Raw genomic sequence first — 19,735 nt, 5'->3', positions numbered from 1 at the left:
GGGTCACGCGGCGAGGATCAGCTCGGCACCAGCCGCCGTACCGCGGCGGGCAGGTCACGGGTGCGCTTGTAGGGTCCGGCGACCGACGCGGCGAAGGGCCGAGCCAGCAGCGTGCGCGCGATGGCGGACACCTCGTCGGTGGTGACGGCGTCGATGCGGGCCAGGGTCTCCGACACGCTGCGATGATTGCCGTAGCTGAGTTCGCTGCGCCCCAGACGGTTCATGCGCGAGGCGGAGTCCTCCAAGCCGAGCACCAGCCCGCCGCGCAACGAGCCCTTGGCTCGCGCGCACTCCGCGTCGGTGATGCCGTCGGCGGCCACTTCCTCCAGCACGCCGCGCGCCAAGGTCGCCACCTCGCCCAGGTTCTCCGGCTGGCAGCCGATGTAGACCGAGAACGCCCCAGTGTCGGCGAAGGTGTCGACGCTGGAATACACCGAGTACGCCAGCCCGCGCTCTTCCCGGATGCGCTGGAACAGCCGCGAACTCAGCCCACCGCCGACCACCGTGTTCAGCACCGACAACGGCCAGCGCCGCTCCCCCTCGTGCCGCCCGAAGGCGCGCACGCCGAAAGCCAGGTGCGCCTGCTCGCTGTCGCGATGACTCCACTGCAGCTGCGGCGCACCGTTCGGCCGGAACCGGCCCTCACGCCGCCGCGCGGGCGCCGCCGCCGGATCGAGCCGGTTCTCGAAGGCACGATGCACCAATTCCACGGTGTGCTCGTGCTCCACGTTGCCCGCGACGGCGACCACCATCCGGTCCGGCCGGTAGCGGCGCAGGTGGAACGACCGCAGCTGCGCGGCCCGCATTCCCTCGATGGATTCGATGGAGCCGATCACCGGCCGCCCGATCGGGTGGTCACCGAACAGCGCGGCCAGGAACGAGTCACCGACCAGGTCCTCGGGGTCGTCGTCGCGCATGGCGATCTCCTCGAGCACCACCTGCCGCTCCACGTCCACGTCCGACGACCGGCACAGCCCGTTGAGCACCACGTCGGAGACCATGTCGACGGCCAGGGGCAGATCCTCGTCCAGGACGTGCGCGTAGTAGCAGGTCTGCTCCTTCGCGGTGAACGCGTTGAGCTCGCCGCCGACCGCGTCCATCGCCTCGGCGATGTCCAGGGCCGAGCGCGTCGGCGTCGCCTTGAACAGCAGGTGCTCCAGGAAATGCGCGGCGCCCGCGACGGTCGGGCCCTCGTCGCGCGAACCGACCCCCACCCAGACGCCGACGGACGCCGAGCGGACGCCGGGCAGATGCTCGGTGACCACGCGCAACCCGCCGGGCAGGACGGTGCGGCGCACTCCGCTGTCCGTATCCGCCCGCAGCTCGAGTGACGAACCCCCTCGCCCGGTGTTGAGCGAAGGGGTTGTCGTCTTCTTCTTCGTCACAGGGACAAGTACTACTCGGTCCCGGCCGAGCCCGCATCGGCCGAGTCGTCGCCGGACTCCTCGGCGTTGTCCTCGACCGGCACGAGCGAGATCTTGCCGCGGTTGTCGATGTCGGCGATCTCCACCCGCAGCTTGTCGCCGACGTTCACGACGTCCTCGACCTTGGCCACGCGCTTGCCGTTACCCAGCTTGGAGATGTGCACCAAGCCGTCGCGACCCGGCAGCAGGGAGACGAACGCGCCGAAGGCGGTGGTCTTGACGACCGTGCCCAGGAAGCGCTCGCCGACCTTCGGCAGCTGCGGGTTGGCGATGGCGTTGATCGCGTCGATCGCGGCCTGCGCGGACGGGCCGTCGGTCGCACCGACGAACACGGTGCCGTCGTCCTCGATGGAGATGTTGGCGCCGGTGTCCTCGGTGATCTGGTTGATCACCTTGCCCTTGGGGCCGATCACCTCACCGATCTTGTCGACCGGGATCTTGATCGCGGTGACGCGCGGCGCGTACGGGCTCATCTCGTCCGGGGTGGCGATGGCCTCGGCCATCACGTCCAGGATCGTGGTGCGCGCGTCGTGGGCCTGGCTCAGCGCACCGGCCAGCACCTGCGAGGGGATGCCGTCCAGCTTGGTGTCCAGCTGCAGCGCGGTGACGAACTCGCGGGTACCCGCGACCTTGAAGTCCATGTCGCCGAAGGCGTCCTCGGCGCCGAGGATGTCGGTCAGCGCGACGTAGCGGACCTCGTCCTCGCCCTTGTCGTTGGTGATGGTGTCCGACACCAGGCCCATCGCGATACCGGCGACCGGCGCCTTCAGCGGCACACCGGCGTTCAGCAGCGACAGGGTGGAGGCACACACCGAGCCCATCGAGGTGGAGCCATTGGAGCTCAGCGCCTCCGAGACCTGCCGGATGGCGTATGGGAACTCCTCCTGGCTGGGCAGCACCGGGATCAGCGCCCGCTCGGCCAGCGCGCCGTGACCGATCTCGCGGCGCTTGGGCGAACCGACTCGCCCCGTCTCACCGGTGGAGAACGGCGGGAAGTTGTAGTGGTGCATGTAGCGCTTGCTGGTCTCCGGGCCGAGCGAGTCGACCTGCTGGGCCATCTTCACCATGTCCAGGGTGGTGACGCCCATGATCTGGGTCTCGCCCCGCTCGAACAGCGCCGAGCCGTGGGCGCGCGGTACGACCGCGACCTCGGCCGACAGCGCACGGATATCGGCGAGCCCGCGGCCGTCGATACGGAAGCCGTCGGACAGGATGCGCTGGCGCACCAGCTTCTTGGTGACCGAGCGGAACGCGGCGCCCAGTTCCTTCTCGCGTCCGGCGAAGTCGTCGCCGAGCCGGTCGAGCACGGCGAGCTTGATCTCGTCGATCTTCTCCTCGCGCTCCTGCTTGCCCGCGATGCCCAGCGCCTCGCTCAGCTCGCGCTTGGCGGTGCCTTCGACGGCTTCGTACACGTCCTGGCCGTACGGCGGGAACAGCGGGAACTCTTCGGTCGGCTTCGACGCCAGCTCGGCGAGATCCTGCTGCGCGCGGCACAGGCGGGCGATGAACGGCTTGGCGGCCTCGAGGCCCTCGGCGACAACGGTCTCGGTCGGCGCCTGCGCGCCACCCTCGATCAGCTCGATCACCTTGTCGGTGGCCTCGGCCTCGACCATCATGATGGCGACGTCACCGGACTCGACCACGCGGCCCGCGACCACCATGTCGAACACGGCGCCCTCGAGCTGCTCGACGGTCGGGAAGGCCACCCATTGCGACGCAGCCCCGTCCGGGATCAGCGCGACCCGCACGCCGCCGACCGGGCCGGAGAACGGCAGGCCCGCGATCTGGGTGGACGCGGACGCGGCGTTGATCGCCACCACGTCGTAGAGGTCGTTCGGGTCCAGGCTCAGCACGGTGACCACGACCTGGATCTCGTTGCGCAGGCCGTCGACGAACGACGGACGCAGCGGCCGGTCGATCAGGCGGCAGGTCAGGATCGCGTCGGTGGAGGGACGGCCCTCACGGCGGAAGAACGATCCGGGGATGCGGCCCGCGGCGTACATCCGCTCCTCGACATCGACCGTCAGCGGGAAGAAGTCGAACTGGTCCTTGGGCTGCTTGCCCGCGGTGGTGGCCGACAGCAGCATGTTCTCGTCGTCCAGGTAGGCGACGACCGAACCGGCGGCCTGCCGGGCGAGGCGTCCGGTCTCGAACCGGACGGTGCGGGTGCCGTAGCTGCCGTTGTCGATCAGCGCGACGGATTCGAATACGCCCGGTTCGACCTCGACGGCCGAGCTCTTGCGTTCAGTTGTTTCGGTCATTCTTCTCTCTCAACCTCTCGTCTTCGCCGGCTCGAGCGCTCGTCGGGCGCGATCCGGCTGTCGTCAGCCGCACCGGGTACGGACGCGCGGCAACCCTCCTGGCTGCGACGCGCACACCCGGCCGAATCCCCTTGGAGACGGCGACGCGGAGGCGGTCATCGATCGAAGCCCGACGGCGCCAACTCGCTGCCGATAGGCCACTACCGAAGACCGACGCCACGCGGGCGGGTGCATACGGCTGTGCAATGTTGTCGTGCGCAGGGGGGCGATCCACCCCTATACACAAATAGCCAACGAGGCGATTGTACGTCTCCCCATCGGCTGAACCAGCGACCGCCTCGGACACCCCCGTGTTGAGCAGCCGGTTACCACTTCCCCACCCCGCATCGAGTCACCGGCGCCCCGGACACCGACCCCCGCCGAGTCGGCCGAGACCCCCGCCTGCACGGAAGCCAGGGACAACGATGCGTGAAAATTACTGCTGATCTGCGTGCACTTCCCCACCCGGCGATCAGCGTGACCGCACTCCGGGTGGCCATGGCCGGTACGCCTCGTCGGCTCACCGGCAGCCTTCGGAACTCGGACTCGAGCGCTCGAGCTATCGCCCACGCGACCGCCGCAGGTCAGCGGCCGATGACGGGCGCGCAAGCTACCCCCGAATCGGAACCGAATCGGCCCCACCCCGTCTTTCGAGCGAAGCGAGACCGAGCATTGTCCGTTCGCGGCCCGGCTCGCGTCCGAGCGGCCGCCGCGTCCGCGACGAAGTCGCAAACGGCGGTCGCTCGGACGCGAGCCATAAAGGGGCCGCGAACACCCAGCGCCGGAGGCGCTGGAAAAACTACCGCCTGAGCCCGAGCCGCTCGATCAGCGAACGGTAGCGGTTGATGTCGTTGTCCTGCAGGTACTTCGACAGCCGCTTGCGACGACCGATCAGCGCCATCAGACCGTGGCGGGTGTGGTGGTCGTGCTTGTGCTTCTTCAGGTGCTCGGTGATGTCGGCGATCCGCTTGGACAGCAGCGCGATCTGCGCCTCCGGCGAGCCGGTGTCCTTCTCGTGCAGGCCGTACTCGGCGAGAATCGCCGACTTCTGCTCGGTGGTCAACGCCATGGGGCATCCACTCCTGTTTCTCAGTTCCGCGCTCGAATGTCCGGTTACCCGGGTGCGGGCGCCACCGCGGACCGCAGCAAACCCGAGGGACCACCCTACCGGACCGGGCTCTTCCTGCCGAAATCGCAGGTCGATCGGCACGGCCTGCGGCACCGGGCGTGCGGCGCACGGAAGCGCCCGCATTACCTTCCGGGTAATCGACTCGCCACACGTCGGCTGCGAATCTTTCTCTCGTACCGCCGAATACGAGGAGAGAACGAATGCCTTACCTGGAGACGACCGACGGCACTCGCCTGGCCTACGAAGACTACGGAACCGGAGCGCCGATCCTGTTCCTGGCCGGGTGGGCGCTGGATGCGGAGATGTGGGAGTACCAGGTCCCGTTCTTCGTCGAGCGGGGCTACCGCTGCGTGCTGCTGGATCGGCGCGGACACGGCCGTTCCGACCGGCCGTCCACCGGATACGACCTGGACACTCGCGCCGACGACGTTGCCGAGCTGATCGAACGGCTGGACCTGCGCGAGCTGACCCTGGTCGCTCACTCGGCGGGCGGCGCGGAGGTCGCCCGTTACCTGGCCGGGCACGGCACCGAGCGGGTGGGGCGTATCGCACTGCTGGCCACCACTCTGCCGTTCCTGCGGCAGACCGAGGACAACCCCGAGGGGCTTCCGGACGAGCTGAGCCTGGCGTCGATCGCGCAGTGGCGCACCGACCGGCCCAAGTGGTTCGCCGATCGCGCCCAGGGATATTTCGCCACCCACCTCGGCAACGACGTGTCCCCCGCGCTGATCGAGCACGAGATCCGCCGCTGCCTGTCCGCGTCACCGTGGTCCACCATCGCGGTCTGGGAGTCGACCTTCCCGTCCGACCACCGCGAAACACTGCGGAATCTGCCGATTCCCGCGCTGGTCGTGCACGGGGTGCCGGATCAGTCCATTCCGATCGACGCCAGCAGCAGGCGCACCGCGAAACTCATTCCCGACTGCGTCTACAAGGAGTACCCGACCGCTGGGCACGGGCTGTACATCACGCACGCCGACCAGCTCAACCAGGACCTGCTCGACTTCATGAAGTCCTGACGCTCACCCGGCGTCGACGGCGATGAGAATCTTGCGCGCGGTCTCCACGTCGCGGCCCATGCACTCGATCAGCTCGTCCACGGACTCGAACTTGCGCTGCCCCCGGATGTGCTCGACGAAGTCGACCGCGACGTGCTGACCGTACAGATCGGCCTCGCCGTCGAGCACGTACGCCTCGACCGTGCGGGCGCGGCCGGAGAAGGTCGGGTTGGTGCCCACCGAGATGGCGGCCATGGCCCGCTCACCCGGGGTGACGGTACCGATGGTGGGGCCGGGGCCGAGCACGGTGAACCATCCCGCGTACACGCCGTCGGCCGGGATCGCGGCGTGCATCGGCGGAGCCACGTTCGCGGTCGGGAAACCGAGCTGCTTGCCGCGGCCGTCACCGTGCACGACGACGCCTTCGACCCGGTGCGGCCGCCCCAGCGCCTCGGCCGCGGCGGCCATGTCGCCCGCGTCGACGCACGAGCGGATGTAGGTGGAGGAGAAGGTCACGGCGTGTTCGGCGAGCAGTGTCACGCCGTCGACCTCGAATCCGAATCGCTTGCCGAGTTCGCGCATGGTCTCGACCGTGCCCGCGGCCTTCTTGCCGAAGGTGAAGTTGTCGCCGACCACCACTTCGACCACGTGCAACCGCTCCACCAGCAGGTCGTGGACGTACCGCGCCGGGGTCAGCTTCATGAATTCCTGAGTGAAGGGCATGACGCAGAACACGTCGACGCCCAGTTCCTCGGCCAGTTCGGCACGGCGGGTCAGCGTGGTCAGCTGCGCGGGGTGCGAGCCGGGGCGGACCACTTCCATCGGGTGCGGGTCGAAGGTCATCAGCACCGCGGGCACGCCGCGCGCGGCGGCGGACTTCACGGCCCGGCTGATCAACTGCGCGTGGCCGCGGTGCACACCGTCGAACACACCGATCGTGAGGACACAGCGCCCCCAGTCCGCGGGCACCTCGTCGAGACTTCGCCATCTCTGCACAGTGCGCAGCCTACGCAAATCAGGTGGCGAACAGTATTCGGGCGTGCTGATCTCACACAACACTTCCGCGCGCGGGGAGGCCTCGACCGGGACCGGATCGGCGCGACGGCGTCGTCCGCCCGGACGGGCGACCCGTGACCCGTCCGGAGCGAACGCCCGCCGCGTCCGCCCGCCGGGCCGATTCGACCGAGCGACGCGGGATCAGGGCGCTGCCGCATTTTCTCTGCCGAGAGTTAACCGCCGAGTGGCCGAGCCCCCGCGTGACGGTGCGCTTCCGTGCGCGGGCGTCGGGGTTCACGACATCGCCGACGGAAACTTCGCGCACCGGAAACGTGCCGGACGGATTGGTGAAAGTGCCGAGACACCCCCGGTTTTCCACGCTCCCACAAGCTCGTCTCTCGCCAGCAGCGGGAATGGTCTACCGTCCAGTTCGATCGGCGAGAAAAGTGTCCGGAGTACCCATGAAAAGTGCAGTCAAGCAGGTTCGTGTGATCAAACCGTCCGACGCGGCGGAGACTTTCGGACGACAACGACAACGCCTCACCCCCTGCGTCACCACCGAAACCTGTGGTGCGACCGGCATTTCGGCCGGGATGGTCACCATGCCCCCTGGCGCCATGTCGAAAGCGCATTATCACGCGCACAGCGAGATCGTCGTCGTCTGCCTGCGCGGCCGGGCGGTCACGCTCGTCGGCCCGCGACTGACTCCGTATTTCCACGGCCCCGGCGAGTTCATCTACATCCCCGACGGCGTCGTGCACGTGGCGGTGAACCTGGACGAGGCGGAGGACTTGATCGCGGTGGAAATGCGGACCGACCCCCTGTTCAACGAGGACGTGGTGCTGACTCCGGAATACGACGCCGACGTGGCCGAAATCGTTGCCCGCCTGCGCGGCCAACAGCCGGTCGGTTCCTGAGATGGCCCTTTCCAAGCGCAGTCGCGGCGCGGCCGGAGTGACCAGCGGGCCGATCGACGACATCTTCGCGGCGCTGGCAGGCCGCCGCGACGTCGTCTCGTTCGCCGTCGGAGCGCCCGATCCGGCCCTGTTGCCCACCGAACTCGTCGCGACGCTCTCGCAGGCCGTCATCGGCAGATACGGCAGCGCCGTGCTCCAGTACGGGATGACCCAGGGATTCTCCCCGCTCCTGGGCGAGGCCCGGAATCTGTTGCGCAATCGCGATATCCGGTGTTCGCTCGATAACCTGCACATCTCGACGGGTGGATCCGGCGCATTGCACAACGTGTGTTTGGCGCTGCTCGACCCACAGGACGTGGTTCTGGTGGAAACGCCGACCTACGGCCCCGCGGTCAAAGAATTCCGCAGCCACGCGGCGACCGTCGTCGCGGTGCCGTCCGACGATTTCGGCATGCTGCCCGACGCACTGGAGCAGGCACTGGTCCGATATGACGTCGCATTCGTGTACCTGCTTCCGACGTTCCAGAATCCGACCGGGCGGACGATGCCCGCCGAGCGGCGCGAACGAATTGCCGAGATCGTCCTCCGCCACCGCACGCTGGTTGTCGAGGACGACGTCTACACCGACCTGCGCTACCGCGGCGTGCCACCGCCCGCGCTGGCGTCTTTCGCGCCGGACAACTCGATTTACATCACCTCCCTGTCCAAAACTCTCGCCCCGGCGATCCGTGTCGGTATCACCGTCATGCCCGCGGATCTGTTGAAAACCGTGCTCGCCTTGAAGCAAGGCATTGATATGCAGACCTCGACCTACTGCCAGGCGATTGCCGCCGAGTTCCTGGGCAGCTCGGCCGGAGCCGAGCACCTGGCCCACGTCGTGGACGCGTACTCGGCCAAACTGGACATCTTGGCCGCCGCCGTGCAACGGCATCTCCCGACCGGGTTCCGCTGGGTCGTGCCCGACGGCGGGATGTTCCTGTGGGTCGAGGGCCCGCCCGGTTTCGACGCCGACGCGCTGCTGGAGGAGGCGCTGCGCCGCGGCGTCGCCTTCCTGCCGGGAAGCGTCTGCTACGCCGAGGACGTCGCCGACCACCGCAACACGATGCGGCTGAGCTTCGCGAACGTGCCGCGCGAGGACATCGACCGCGGCGTCGCGCTGCTGGCGTCGGTCTGCGCGGGCGCGGCATGAGCGAGCGGCATCCCGTACTGGGCACCTGGGAGGTCATCGCCGACGGCGCTCCGTTCGGCTACCACGTGATGCAGTTCCACCCGGGCGGCACGATGCTGCAATCGAATCCGGACCACGGAAACCGCGCCACCAGTGACAGCAACGGCATGGGCAGCTGGCGATCCGACGGCGGCCGGGTCACCGGCGCGTTCCTGGAGTTCACCGTCGATCGAACGGATCCCGCCGTCGTGCGCAAAGGGATCGTCGCCTTCGACCTGGAAGTGACCGGCGACCGGTTCACCGGATCCGCTACGGCGACCTTCTACGAGCTGTCCGGTGCACCGGTCCGCGCCCCGGCCACAGCACGCTTGAGCGGTAGACGGTTCGACGGCGCGGCCGCACATCGCGCTGCGCTGAACCGCTCCGCCACCGCCTGACGACGTCGAGGTCACGGCCCGAACGGCTCCGCGTCCGGAGCGGACGCCGGTCCGCCCGCTCGCGGATCAACGCCGAATCGCGATTCGTTTGCGATGCCCCAACGGCGAGTCGCAGGATGTGTGTATCGGCACGCCAGTGCCTAAGCTCGGGTGTGTGCCCGGTAAACGAGATATCGCCACTCGACGTGAGTTGGCCGACGCCCCGGTTCCGGGCGATCCGCACGGCGGTACCGCGACGATCGCGCCTGTGCTCTCGTCGGTCGCCCAGGACTACCTGAAGGTCATCTGGACCGCGCAGGAGTGGTCGCAGGAGAAAGTGACCACCAAACTGCTCGCCGAGCGGATCGGCGTGTCGGCCTCTACCGTCTCCGAAGCGGTGCGCAAGCTCGCCGACCAGGGATTGGTCGAGCACGCTCGCTACGGGGCGATCACCCTCACGCCCGAGGGCCGCCGCGCCGCCATCGCGATGGTGCGCAGGCACCGGCTCATCGAGACGTTCCTGGTGAACGAGCTCGGTTACGGCTGGGACGAGGTGCACGACGAGGCGGAGGTGCTCGAGCACGCGGTCTCGGAGTTGCTGATGGCGCGCATCGACGCGAAACTCGGCTACCCCGATCGCGACCCGCACGGCGACCCGATTCCCTCGGTGGACGGCGCGGTGCCCACCCCGCCCGCGCGTCAGCTCAGCGATTTCCACGCCGGTGAGCACGGCCGGGTCGCCCGCATCTCGGACGCCGATCCCGACATGCTGCGCTATTTCGACTCCGTCGGCATCGCCTTGGACACCGTCATCACCGTGGTCGAACGCCGCGACTTCGCGGGCACCATCGCCATCCGCATCGGCGCCACCGAGTCCGCCACCGACCTCGGCCGCCCCGCCGCCGAGGCCATCTGGCTCACCGCCTGAGCCGCGGGTCCGCTCGGCGGTTCGAGCGGACCGGGCAGCCGAATCGGAATGCTTAGAACCACCGGATATGCCGGTGCCTCCTCGGCCCGAGTCGACCGGCCCGAGTTCACTCGGTCCGACACCCGTCGACCGCGCCGAGGTCGGCCTGACCTCGGCCCGCACCTGCGCCACCCTCAGCGTCGCGGCCGAGGAAACGGCGCTGGAGCATCAACCGGGATCTCGGCGATCGGTCAGCCGAGTTCCGCGGCGGAGCGGCCGACTCGGCCACGCGGGCGGCGATGGCGTCGCCGAATTCATCGGTCAGCCGAGTTCCGCCGCGGCGGGGCGGGCCAACTCGGCCGCCCGGGCGGCGATGGCGTCGCCGAGTTCATCGGTGGTGCCCGTGCCGCCGAGATCCGGCGTGCGGACCTCACCCGCGGCGAGCACGTCGCGGACGGCTCGGTCTATCGCGGCGGCCGCGGCGGACTCGCCGAGATGGTCGAGCATCATCGCACCCGCCAGGATCTGCGCGACCGGGTTCGCGATGCCCTGACCAGCGATATCGGGGGCGCTGCCGTGCACGGCCTCGAACATCGAGGGGCCGGTGCGCTCGGGATTGATATTGCCCGACGGCGCCAGACCGAGCCCGCCGGTGACGGCGGCGGCGAGATCGGAGAGGATGTCGCCGAACAGATTCGAACCCACGATCACGTCGAGCCGGTCCGGGTGCAGCACGAGTTCGGCGGCGAGCGCGTCGACGTGCATCTGCCGCGTCGTCACCTGCGGGTAGTCGGCCGCGACGTGTTCGAAGACACTGTCCCAGTACGGCATCGAGTGGATGATCCCGTTGGATTTGGTCGCCGAGCACAACCGCCCGGACCGTTCGGCGGCCCGCTCGAACCCGTAGCGGATGATCCGCTCGCACCCCGTGCGGGTGAACACCGACTCCTGGAGCACGAATTCGTCGGGGCGGCCCTCGTTGTGGATGCCGCCGATCCTGGAGTACTCGCCCTCGGAGTTCTCCCGCACGATCAGGATGTCCAAGTCGTCGGCGGTCCGGTCGCGCAGCGCCGACTCCGTGCCGGGGAGCAGGCGCACCGGGCGCAGGTTGACGTACTGACCGAAGGCCCGGCGCAGCGGGATCAGCAGCCCCCACAGCGAGACATGATCGGGCACACCGGGAAACCCGACGGCGCCGAGCAGGATCGCGTCGAAGTCCGCGAGGCGTTCCGCGCCGTCGGGCGGCATCATCGCTCCCGTGCGCAGGTAGTTCTCGCAGGACCAGTCGAATTCGGTCCATTCAACGCCCGGCAGCACGGCGTCGAGCACGCGCACCGCCGCCGCGGTGACGTCGACTCCGATCCCGTCACCCGGGATGGTGGCGATGCGGTACTCCCTCACTGGCACTCCTTCACAGTCGCACTCCGATGTACTTGGTCTCCAGGAACTCGTCGATCCCGGTGAGCCCGCCCTCGCGTCCGAGCCCCGACTCCTTGACACCGCCGAACGGTGCGGCCGGGTTCGACACCACGCCCTGGTTGAGTCCCACCATGCCGGTCTCCAGCGCCTCGCACACCCGCAGTCCGCGCCGGAGGTTCTCGGTGAACACGTAGCTCACCAGCCCGTAGGGGGTGTCGTTGGCCCGGCTCACCGCTTCGTCCTCGGTGTCGAAGACGCCGATCGCGGCGACCGGTCCGAAGATCTCGGTGTGGCACAGCTCGGCGTCATCAGGGACGTCGGCCAGGACGGTCGCGGGATAGAACGTGCCGGGCCCGGCCTGCGCGGTCCCGCCGGTGAGCACCGTGGCGCCGCGGGCGCGAGCGTCATCGACCAGGCGCTGGACCTTGGCGACGGCCTCGCCGTCGATCAGCGGCCCGACCACGACGTCCGGTTCGGTGCCCCGGCCCATCGGCAGGGCCGCCATCCGGTCGGCGAGCCTGCGGGCGAACTCCGCGGCGACGCCGCGCTGCACGAGGATGCGGTTGGCGGCGGTGCACGCCTGACCGATATTGCGCATCTTCGCCGCCAACGCGCCCTCGATCGCCTCGTCCAGGTCGGCGTCGTCGAAGACCAGCAGCGGCGCGTTGCCGCCGAGTTCCATCGAGGTGCGCATCACCGTCTGCGCGCATTGCGCGAGCAACTGCTTGCCGACCGCCGTCGAGCCCGTGAACGACAGCTTGCGGGAACGGGCGTCCAGGATCAACGGCGTCATCACCGCGGCGGGGTCTGCCGTCGTGATGACGTTGACCACCCCGGCGGGCAGCCCGGCGCCCGCCATCACCTCGGCCAGCGCCAGCATCGAAAGGGGCGTCTGCTCGGCGGGTTTCACCACGCAGGTGCAGCCGGCGGCGAGCGCGGGCGCGATCTTGCGCGCCCCCATGGCCACGGGGAAGTTCCAGGGCGTGATGAGCAAGCTCGGGCCGACCGGCTGCCGGGCCACCAGAAAGCGGGAGCCACCGGTCGGCGCGGGCATGTATCCGCCGTCCAGGCGCACGGCTTCCTCGGCGAACCAGCGGAAGAACTCCGCGGCGTAGGCGATCTCGCCGCGCGCCTCGGCCAGCGGCTTGCCCATCTCGAGCGTCGCGATCAGCCCGAGCCGGTCGGTCTCGGCCAGCAGCACGCGATGCACGCGCATCAGCAGATCACTGCGTTCCCGTGGCGGCGTGGCCGCCCAGCTCGGTTGCGCCGCGCAGGCCGCGTCCAGCGCGGCGAGCCCGTCGGCCGGGTCCGCGTCGGCGACCGCGCACAGCGGTGCACCGGTCGCCGGATCGAGAACCGGCAGCGTCCGCGCGGTCGCACGCCACTGCCCCTCGATGAACAGCCCGCGCGGCACCGTATCGATCGCCGCGCGCTCGGCTGCGCTGAGGGCGCTTTCGGTGAGCATGGTCGGTGGCTCCTTTCGTCACCGCGCAGCGTTCGGCCATTGCTGCGACCCGTGCCGCCATGTTATGCATATTGTCAACAATCCGACAATAGACAGCCCCGCATCCACCCGCGCTCCGGGAGGCGAACCACCATGACCGAGCTCTCGCCCATCCTGAAACAGGCCACTCCGGTGACCGTCGACCACGGCGCGGGGTGCTATCTCTACGGCACCGACGGCCGCCGGTATCTGGACTTCACCGCCGGTATCGGCGTCACCAGCACCGGTCACTGCCACCCGCACGTGGTGGCGGCGGCGCAGGCGCAGGTCGCGACGCTGATCCACGGCCAATACACGACCGTGCTGCACCGGCCGCTGCTGGAGCTGACCGAACGGCTCGGCGCGGTGCTGCCCGAGGGGCTGGACGCGCTGTTCTTCGCCAACTCCGGCAGCGAGGCGATCGAGGCCGCGCTTCGGCTGGTCCGCCAGGCCACCGGGCGGCCGAACGTCGTCGTCTTCCACGGCGGCTTCCACGGCCGCACCGTGGCCGCCGCCACCATGACGACCTCCGGCACCCGGTTCTCCGCCGGGTTCAGCCCGCTGATGTCGGGGGTGCACGTCGCACCGTTCCCCGCCGCGTACCGGTACGGATGGAGCGAATCGGAAGCCACCGCCTTCGCGCTGCGCGAACTCGACTACCTGTTCGCCACGCTCACCTCGCCCGCCGAGACCGCCGCGTTCATCGTGGAGCCGGTACTCGGTGAGGGCGGCTACGTCCCGGGCAACACCGAGTTCTTCCGCGGGCTGCGCGAACGCGCGGACCGGCACGGCATCCTGCTGGTCTTCGACGAGATCCAGACCGGCTTCGGGCGCACCGGAAAGTTCTTCGGCCATCAGCACTTCGGCGTGCGGCCCGACGTGATCACCATCGCGAAGGGCCTGGCCAGCGGGTTCCCGCTGTCGGGCATCGCCGCCTCGCGCGAGCTGATGTCGCGGGCGTGGCCCGGCTCCCAAGGCGGCACCTACGGCGGCAACGCGGTGGCGTGCGCGGCGGCCATCGCCACGCTCGACGTCATCGAATCCGAAGGGCTGGTGGACAACGCGGCCGCCCGCGGCGCACAGCTGCTGCGCGGTCTGCGCGACAGTGCCATCAAGGCGATCGGTGACGTTCGCGGCCTCGGTCTGCTCGCGGGTGCCGAGTTCACCACGGCCACCGGCGAACCCGATCCGGCCACCGCCGCGGCCGCCCAGCGCGCCGCGGTGGACAAGGGACTGCTGCTGCTGACCTGCGGCGCGCACATGAACGTGGTCCGGATGATTCCACCGCTGATCGTGACCGATACTCAGATCGAGGATGCTCTGGCGATCTGGTCCGAGGTGCTCGCCGAGCTGTAGCGCCCGCGAACACCGTCCGTCCACCCGCCGGGCCCGCCCGGCGCACCGATCAGGAAGCAGGACCGCATGGCCCGCTACATCACCATCACGCTCACCAAAGCCGCCGTGACCTGCCGCGCCCGTCTGCTGGACGAGGAGGCTCCGCGCACCTGCGCGGCGGTGTGGAACGCCCTGCCCCAAGAAGGCGACGCCTTCCACGCCAAGTACGCCCGCAACGAGGTCTACACCCTGCTCCCCCGGATCGGCGCGGCCCCGCATCGGGAGAATCCGACGGTCACCCCGATCCCCGGCGACGTCTGCCTGTTCGATTTCGAGCCGTGGGAGATCGGCAATCCGGCTTACGGCTACGAGCCCGGCTCCGCGGCCGAGCACGAGCGCGGCGCCACCGATCTGGCGCTGTTCTACGGCCGCAACAATTTGCTGATCAACGGCGACCTCGGCTGGGTGCCGGGCAATGTTTTCGCCACGATCGAAGAAGGACTCGCCGAGATGGCCGCGGCGTGTAACACACTGTGGCTGCACGGCGTGCAGGGTGAGACACTCGCCTTCGCCCGCGCCTGACGCCCGGCGAACGATGGCCCCGCGGTAACCCGCGGGGCCATCGGCGTTCAGGAGGCCAGCACGAATTCGGCGTAGCGCGCCACCGCCAGCACCAGCTCGTCCGAGTGGCGCGGGCCGACGATCTGCAGTCCGACCGGCAGGCCCGCCCGGGTCGTACCGGCCGGGATGCTGATCGCGGGCTGCTGGGTGAGATTGAACGGGTAGGTGAAGGGGGTCCACTCCGGCCAGCTGCGCAGGCCGCTGCCCGGTGGCACGTCGTGGCCGGCCTCGAACGCGGGAATCGGCACCGTCGGGGTGATCAGCACGTCGTAGTCGGTGTGGAAGGCGCCCATGGTGATGCCGATCTGCGCGGCCACGTTGCGCGCGGCGAGATAGTCGACCGCTGTGACGGTTTCACCGCGCTCCCATACCGTGCGCAGACCGGGGTCCACCCGGTCGCGCGTGCCCTCCGGGAAGCCGGACAGCATGGTGGCCGCGCCGGCCGCCCAGAGCAGTTCGAACGCTTCGCGCGGATCGCCGAAGCCCGGATCCGCGACACCGACCCGGAGTTCGGCCTCGGCGAGGCGAGCCACCGCCGCCTCCACGATCGCGGCGACTTCGGGGTCGACCGCGGCGTAGCCCAGCGTCGGCGAGTAGGCCACCCGCAATCCACGGACGTCGCGCTGCATTTCGGCACGGAACACGGTGAGCGTGGGCGCCAGCGAGGTCGGATCGCGCGGATCCGGCAGCGACAGGATGTCCATCAGCAGCGCCGCGTCCTCGACGGTGCGCGTCATCGGCCCCGCGTGCGCCAGCGGGCCGAACGGACTGGCCGGGAACAGCGGAATCCGGCCATAGGTGGGCTTGAACCCCACGATGCCGCAGAAAGCGGCCGGGATGCGCACGCTGCCACCGCCATCGGTGCCCACCGACACCGGGCCCATGCCACCGGCCACGGCCGCCGCGCTGCCGCCGGACGATCCGCCCGCGGTGGTGGACGGGTCGGCCGGGTTGCGGGTGACACCGGCCAGCCGGCTGTCGGTGACCGCCTTCCACGCGATCTCCGGGGTGGTGGTCTTGCCGAGGAACACCATGCCGTCCTCGCGCAGCCGGGCCGCCACGGGACTGTCCACCGGCCACGGCCCGGCCGGATCGATCGAGGTGGAGCCACGCCGGGTGGGCCAGCCTTCGGTCAGGAAGACGTCCTTGATCGAGATCGGCACACCGTCGAGCAGGCCGCGGGCGTGGCCGGATTGCCAGCGCGCCTCGGAATCCTTCGCCTGCACCAGGGCGCGATCGGGGTCGACGAGACAGAAGGCGTTGAGCGCGCCGTCGCGGTCGGCGATCGCGCGCAGGATCGCCTCGGTCGCCTCGACGGGCGACAAGGTGCCCGCCGCGTAGGCCGAGACCAGCTCGACCGCGGTCATGGCGGTCGGGTCGGTGGGATGGTTGCTGTCGGGGTAGCTCATGGATGGGCTCCTTCAGCCGGGCACGTAACCCAGCCTTTTGTCGACCACGTTGTCCAGCGGACGTCCGGCGATCCAGTTGTCGAAATTCTCGGTGAACGCATTGACGATCTCGGTGCGCCATCCGATGAAGTCACCGGAGTTGTGCGGAGTGATCCGGACATTGGGCAGTTCCCACAGAGGGTGATCGGCGGGGAGCGGCTCGGGGTCCACCACATCGAGCGCCGCCGCGGCGATCGATCCGGTGCGCAGCGCGGCAACGAGATCGTCGGTCACAACGAGTTCCCCGCGACCGACGTTGACAAACCTCGCGTGCGGCTTCATCGCGGCGAAGGCCGCGGCATCGAACATGTTCCTGGTCCGCTCGGTGAGCGGAGCGATCGCGACGACGTAGTCGGCACCGGCCAGTTCAGCGTGCAGATCGGTGGCCACCTCGCCGAAATCCGGATCCGACGCGCGCTCCCGCCTGCCCACCGCGCGCACGCTCATCCCGACCGCGCGCAGTAATCGGGCGATGTGGCGGCCGATCGAGCCGGTGCCGACGATCAGCGCCGTCGCCCCCGCGACCCGTTCGGATTCCCGGTGCCGCCACTCGTGCCGCTGCTGCAGCAGCAGCGAGCCGGACAGGTCCTTGGCGAAACCAAGAATCTGCCCGAGCACGTATTCGGCGATCGCGGCGTCGAAGACGCCCCGGGTGTTGGTCACAACCACGTCACTCGCCCGCAGTTCGGGAAACATCGCGGGGTCGACACCCGTCGACCCCATGTGCACCCACCGCAAACGGTCGGCGGCGTGCCACGCGCCGGGGAGCGCCCGGGTACGAAAGTCGTAGACGAACAAGATTTCCGCCCCGTGCAGGGCGTCGGCCAAACCGGATTCCTCGGTGTACCGAATGGTGGCGCGGTCTGCTATCCGGTCCATGCGCTCGGCGTCGGGCACACTATCGCTGTGCAGGACGGCGACGATCGGGCCCTGTTCCACATTGACACACTAAGAGGACATCGTATGATTGTCAACAATCCGATCGTGTTCGGAGGTCGACCCGGCTGAGCGCGAGAGGGGCCGTAGTGGATCTGAGCTTTCCCGACCTCGAGGGGCCCGTGGCCCAACGAGGTATCGGGATCATCGCACCGTTCGATCTCGCCCTCGAACGCGAGCTGTGGCGCTGGGCGCCGCTGGAGGTGAGCCTGCACCTGGCGCGCACACCCTACGAGCCGGTCCCGGTGTCGCTGGAGATGGCCGAGCTGGTCTCGGACGCCGCGCACCTCACCGCGGCCACCCGCAACGTGCTGCACGTGGAGCCGGAAGTGGTGGCCTACCTGTGCACGTCGGGCAGCTTCATCAAAGGTCTCAGCTACGAGAAGTCGCTGCGGGACACCATCTGCCAGGCCGGGGCGCAGGACGCGGTCACCACCTCCGGCGCGCTGCTGGAAGCGATCCGCCACCTGAACCTCACGCGGGTCTCGGTACTCACCCCGTACGACGAGATCCTCACCCACCGGCTGCACGAGTTCCTCGCCGAAGCCGGATGCTCGGTGGTGCGCTCCGACCACCTCGGGCTCGGCGGCGGCATCTGGAAGGTCAGCTATCGCACGATCGCCGAACGCATCCTGGCCGCCGACGATCCCGAAGCCCAGGCCGTCTTCGTCAGCTGTACCAACCTGCCGACCTACGACGTGATCGAGCCGCTGGAGAACGCACTCGGCAAACCGGTGCTCACCGCCAACCAGCTCACCATGTGGGCCTGCCTCGGCCGGATGAAGCTGCCGATGATGGGCCCGGGCAAGTGGCTACTCAACGTTTTCTGAAGGAAGAACATCGCATGCACGCACCCACCGTCGGCTTCATCTACCCCGACCACGCGGCGGAGGACGACTACCCGCTCGCGGCGGCGGCGCTCGGCGCGCACCTTCCGGTAGCCCACATCTACGGCACCGATCTGCACGCCGTCCCCGAATTGCTCGAGCTGGGCAGTCCGGAGAAATTGCGCCTCGGCGCCTCGCTGCTGGCCGGGCACCGCCCCGACGCGATCGTCTGGGCTTGCACCTCCGGCAGTTTCGTCTACGGCCCCATGGGCGCCCGCGACCAGGTGCGCGCGCTGGCCGAGGTCGCCGGCGTGCCCGCGACCAGCACCAGTCTCGCGTTCGCCGATGCCGTGCACGCGCTGGGGCTGCGCACCGTCGCCGTCGCCGCCAGCTACCCCGACGAGGTCGCCCGGCTGTTCGTGGACTTCCTCGCCGACGCGGGTATCGAGGTCGTCTCCATGTCCAGCGCGGGCATCGACACCGCCGCGGAGGTCGGCACCCTCACCGCGAGCCAGGTGCTGCGGCTGGCCGCGGACAACGACCACCCCGCCGCGCAGGCGCTGCTCATCCCCGACACCGCGATGCACACCCTGGCGGTGCTGCCGGACCTGGAAGCTACGCTGGGCAAACCGGTGCTGACGGCCAATCAGGTGACGATCTGGGCGGGCTTGCGGCTGGCCGACGCCGAGCCGGTCGTTCCCGGACTCGGCACCTTGTTCGCGGAAAGGCAGACCGATGTCCGTCGTTGATTTCGAGCCGGTGAACCGGCAGTCGACCGCGGAGATGATCGCCGATCGGCTCCGCGAAGCGATCATGCGCGGCAGTCTCGCGCCGGGGTCGCAGCTGGGCGAAGCCGATCTCGCCGCGCGGTTCGCGGTCTCGCGCGGGCCGGTTCGTGAGGCGATGCAGCGCTTGGTGTCCGAAGGCCTGCTGCACAGCATCCGTCACCGCGGCATCTTCGTCATCGAACTGAGCCTCGACGACGTCGTCGACATCTACCGGGCCAGGACGGCGCTGGAGGGCGGCGCGCTGGAGCTGATCCTGGACGGTCGCCGCCCGATCGCTTACGAGGCCCTCGGCCCCAGCGTCGACGAGATGGTCGCCTGCGCCGCACGCGGTGACGCGGTGGGTGTCTCGGACGCCGACCAAGCCTTTCATGAGGCGCTGGTGGAGAGCGCGGCCAGCCCGCGCCTGGTCCGCGCGGCACGCACCCTGCTGATCGAGACGCGTATGTGCTTGGGCGCCTTGCAGACCACCTACCCGGACCTGCGCGAGCAGGCCGACGAACACGTCGACCTGCGCGAAGCGATCGCCACCGCCGAGCCCGCGCGCGCCCGCGCCCTGCTCATCGAGCACATGGACGACGCCGTGGAACGACTCCGCCGCCAACTCGTCTCCTGACCGAACGGCC

At 69.4% G+C, this 19,735-nt stretch carries 18 protein-coding genes; 10 read left to right on the top strand and 8 right to left on the bottom strand.

Features of this window, described 5'->3' with window-relative positions:
* Positions 1-17: 17 nt before the first annotated feature.
* The 3 genes from LTT66_RS23935 to rpsO form a co-directional block, all read right to left on the bottom strand.
* Entirely contained in the window at positions 18-1,322 is a 1,305-nt protein-coding gene (locus LTT66_RS23935) for a M16 family metallopeptidase (protein WP_233069374.1), read from the bottom strand.
* 74 nt (positions 1,323-1,396) lie between these two features.
* Positions 1,397-3,685 (bottom strand): polyribonucleotide nucleotidyltransferase, encoded by a 2,289-nt coding sequence (locus LTT66_RS23930; RefSeq protein ID WP_233060753.1) that lies wholly within the window; start codon positions 3,683-3,685, stop codon positions 1,397-1,399.
* Between the two features lie 838 nt (positions 3,686-4,523).
* Positions 4,524-4,793 (bottom strand): 30S ribosomal protein S15, encoded by a 270-nt coding sequence (gene rpsO, locus LTT66_RS23925; RefSeq protein ID WP_039799352.1) that lies wholly within the window; start codon positions 4,791-4,793, stop codon positions 4,524-4,526.
* A 260-nt stretch (positions 4,794-5,053) separates the two neighbouring features.
* Between rpsO and LTT66_RS23920 the strand changes: the two genes are divergently transcribed.
* Positions 5,054-5,872 (top strand): alpha/beta fold hydrolase, encoded by an 819-nt coding sequence (locus LTT66_RS23920; RefSeq protein ID WP_233060752.1) that lies wholly within the window; start codon positions 5,054-5,056, stop codon positions 5,870-5,872.
* 3 nt (positions 5,873-5,875) lie between these two features.
* Here LTT66_RS23920 and LTT66_RS23915 read toward each other — a convergent pair whose 3' ends face one another.
* Positions 5,876-6,847, bottom strand: a complete 972-nt coding sequence (locus LTT66_RS23915; RefSeq protein ID WP_233060751.1) for a bifunctional riboflavin kinase/FAD synthetase — start codon at positions 6,845-6,847, stop codon at positions 5,876-5,878.
* A 461-nt stretch (positions 6,848-7,308) separates the two neighbouring features.
* Between LTT66_RS23915 and LTT66_RS23910 the strand changes: the two genes are divergently transcribed.
* The 4 genes from LTT66_RS23910 (at position 7,309) to LTT66_RS23895 (ending at position 10,276) form a co-directional block, all read left to right on the top strand.
* Complete coding sequence (locus tag LTT66_RS23910) at positions 7,309-7,764, top strand: cupin domain-containing protein (protein ID WP_233060750.1); 456 nt, start codon at positions 7,309-7,311, stop codon at positions 7,762-7,764.
* 1 nt (position 7,765) lies between these two features.
* On the top strand, positions 7,766-8,953 hold the full coding sequence (locus LTT66_RS23905) for an aminotransferase-like domain-containing protein (RefSeq protein ID WP_233060749.1): 1,188 nt from the start codon (positions 7,766-7,768) through the stop codon (positions 8,951-8,953).
* Complete coding sequence (locus tag LTT66_RS23900; RefSeq protein ID WP_233060748.1) at positions 8,950-9,369, top strand: hypothetical protein; 420 nt, start codon at positions 8,950-8,952, stop codon at positions 9,367-9,369. Before LTT66_RS23905 ends, LTT66_RS23900 begins: the two co-directional genes overlap by 4 nt.
* 238 nt (positions 9,370-9,607) lie before the next feature.
* Positions 9,608-10,276 carry a metal-dependent transcriptional regulator gene (locus tag LTT66_RS23895; RefSeq protein WP_181720556.1) on the top strand — a complete coding sequence of 223 codons (669 nt, stop codon included), beginning with the start codon at positions 9,608-9,610 and terminating at the stop codon, positions 10,274-10,276.
* 300 nt (positions 10,277-10,576) lie between these two features.
* Here the strand turns inward: LTT66_RS23895 and LTT66_RS23890 are convergent, their stop codons facing one another.
* Entirely contained in the window at positions 10,577-11,656 is a 1,080-nt protein-coding gene (locus LTT66_RS23890; protein WP_233060747.1) for a tartrate dehydrogenase, read from the bottom strand.
* Between the two features lie 10 nt (positions 11,657-11,666).
* Positions 11,667-13,139 carry an NAD-dependent succinate-semialdehyde dehydrogenase gene (locus LTT66_RS23885; RefSeq protein WP_233060746.1) on the bottom strand — a complete coding sequence of 491 codons (1,473 nt, stop codon included), beginning with the start codon at positions 13,137-13,139 and terminating at the stop codon, positions 11,667-11,669.
* 132 nt (positions 13,140-13,271) lie between these two features.
* Between LTT66_RS23885 and LTT66_RS23880 the strand changes: the two genes are divergently transcribed.
* Positions 13,272-14,513: an aspartate aminotransferase family protein gene (locus tag LTT66_RS23880; protein ID WP_233060745.1), complete on the top strand. Its 1,242-nt coding sequence runs from the start codon at positions 13,272-13,274 to the stop codon at positions 14,511-14,513.
* 66 nt (positions 14,514-14,579) lie between these two features.
* Complete coding sequence (locus LTT66_RS23875; protein ID WP_043694952.1) at positions 14,580-15,074, top strand: DUF3830 family protein; 495 nt, start codon at positions 14,580-14,582, stop codon at positions 15,072-15,074.
* 47 nt (positions 15,075-15,121) lie between these two features.
* On the opposite strand, the gene LTT66_RS23870 is transcribed toward LTT66_RS23875, so the two are convergent.
* The gene (locus LTT66_RS23870) at positions 15,122-16,522 is read right to left on the bottom strand and encodes an amidase (RefSeq protein ID WP_233060744.1); all 1,401 of its coding nucleotides are present in this window, start codon (positions 16,520-16,522) and stop codon (positions 15,122-15,124) included.
* A 12-nt stretch (positions 16,523-16,534) separates the two neighbouring features.
* Positions 16,535-17,500 (bottom strand): D-2-hydroxyacid dehydrogenase, encoded by a 966-nt coding sequence (locus LTT66_RS23865; protein WP_233060743.1) that lies wholly within the window; start codon positions 17,498-17,500, stop codon positions 16,535-16,537.
* An 86-nt stretch (positions 17,501-17,586) separates the two neighbouring features.
* Between LTT66_RS23865 and LTT66_RS23860 the strand changes: the two genes are divergently transcribed.
* Genes LTT66_RS23860 through LTT66_RS23850 form a run of 3 tightly spaced genes read left to right on the top strand, consistent with a single transcriptional unit; the run spans position 17,587 to position 19,725 of the window.
* Complete coding sequence (locus LTT66_RS23860; protein WP_195064458.1) at positions 17,587-18,327, top strand: maleate cis-trans isomerase family protein; 741 nt, start codon at positions 17,587-17,589, stop codon at positions 18,325-18,327.
* A 14-nt stretch (positions 18,328-18,341) separates the two neighbouring features.
* On the top strand, positions 18,342-19,073 hold the full coding sequence (locus tag LTT66_RS23855) for a maleate cis-trans isomerase family protein (RefSeq protein ID WP_233060742.1): 732 nt from the start codon (positions 18,342-18,344) through the stop codon (positions 19,071-19,073).
* A complete protein-coding gene (locus tag LTT66_RS23850; protein WP_233060741.1) occupies positions 19,060-19,725 on the top strand; it encodes a GntR family transcriptional regulator in 666 nt (221 codons plus the stop codon). The genes LTT66_RS23855 and LTT66_RS23850 overlap by 14 nt, the downstream gene beginning before the upstream one ends.
* The last annotated feature ends 10 nt before the right edge of the window (positions 19,726-19,735 follow it).

The organism is Nocardia gipuzkoensis (assembly GCF_021183645.1).
In the GTDB taxonomy this organism is placed as follows: domain Bacteria; phylum Actinomycetota; class Actinomycetes; order Mycobacteriales; family Mycobacteriaceae; genus Nocardia; species Nocardia abscessus.
This window is presented reverse-complemented; position numbering and strand designations above follow the sequence as displayed.

Excerpts from the sequence above, each read along its gene's own strand:
- LTT66_RS23930 (WP_233060753.1), bottom strand. The coding sequence starts at position 3,685 with ATGACCGAAACAACTGAACGCAAGAGCTCGGCCGTCGAGGTCGAACCG.
- rpsO (WP_039799352.1), bottom strand. The coding sequence starts at position 4,793 with ATGGCGTTGACCACCGAGCAGAAGTCGGCGATTCTCGCCGAGTACGGC.
- LTT66_RS23920 (WP_233060752.1), top strand. The coding sequence starts at position 5,054 with ATGCCTTACCTGGAGACGACCGACGGCACTCGCCTGGCCTACGAAGAC.
- LTT66_RS23910 (WP_233060750.1), top strand. The coding sequence starts at position 7,309 with ATGAAAAGTGCAGTCAAGCAGGTTCGTGTGATCAAACCGTCCGACGCG.
- LTT66_RS23905 (WP_233060749.1), top strand. The coding sequence starts at position 7,766 with ATGGCCCTTTCCAAGCGCAGTCGCGGCGCGGCCGGAGTGACCAGCGGG.
- LTT66_RS23900 (WP_233060748.1), top strand. The coding sequence starts at position 8,950 with ATGAGCGAGCGGCATCCCGTACTGGGCACCTGGGAGGTCATCGCCGAC.
- LTT66_RS23885 (WP_233060746.1), bottom strand. The coding sequence starts at position 13,139 with ATGCTCACCGAAAGCGCCCTCAGCGCAGCCGAGCGCGCGGCGATCGAT.
- LTT66_RS23880 (WP_233060745.1), top strand. The coding sequence starts at position 13,272 with ATGACCGAGCTCTCGCCCATCCTGAAACAGGCCACTCCGGTGACCGTC.
- LTT66_RS23875 (WP_043694952.1), top strand. The coding sequence starts at position 14,580 with ATGGCCCGCTACATCACCATCACGCTCACCAAAGCCGCCGTGACCTGC.
- LTT66_RS23870 (WP_233060744.1), bottom strand. The coding sequence starts at position 16,522 with ATGAGCTACCCCGACAGCAACCATCCCACCGACCCGACCGCCATGACC.
- LTT66_RS23855 (WP_233060742.1), top strand. The coding sequence starts at position 18,342 with ATGCACGCACCCACCGTCGGCTTCATCTACCCCGACCACGCGGCGGAG.
- LTT66_RS23850 (WP_233060741.1), top strand. The coding sequence starts at position 19,060 with ATGTCCGTCGTTGATTTCGAGCCGGTGAACCGGCAGTCGACCGCGGAG.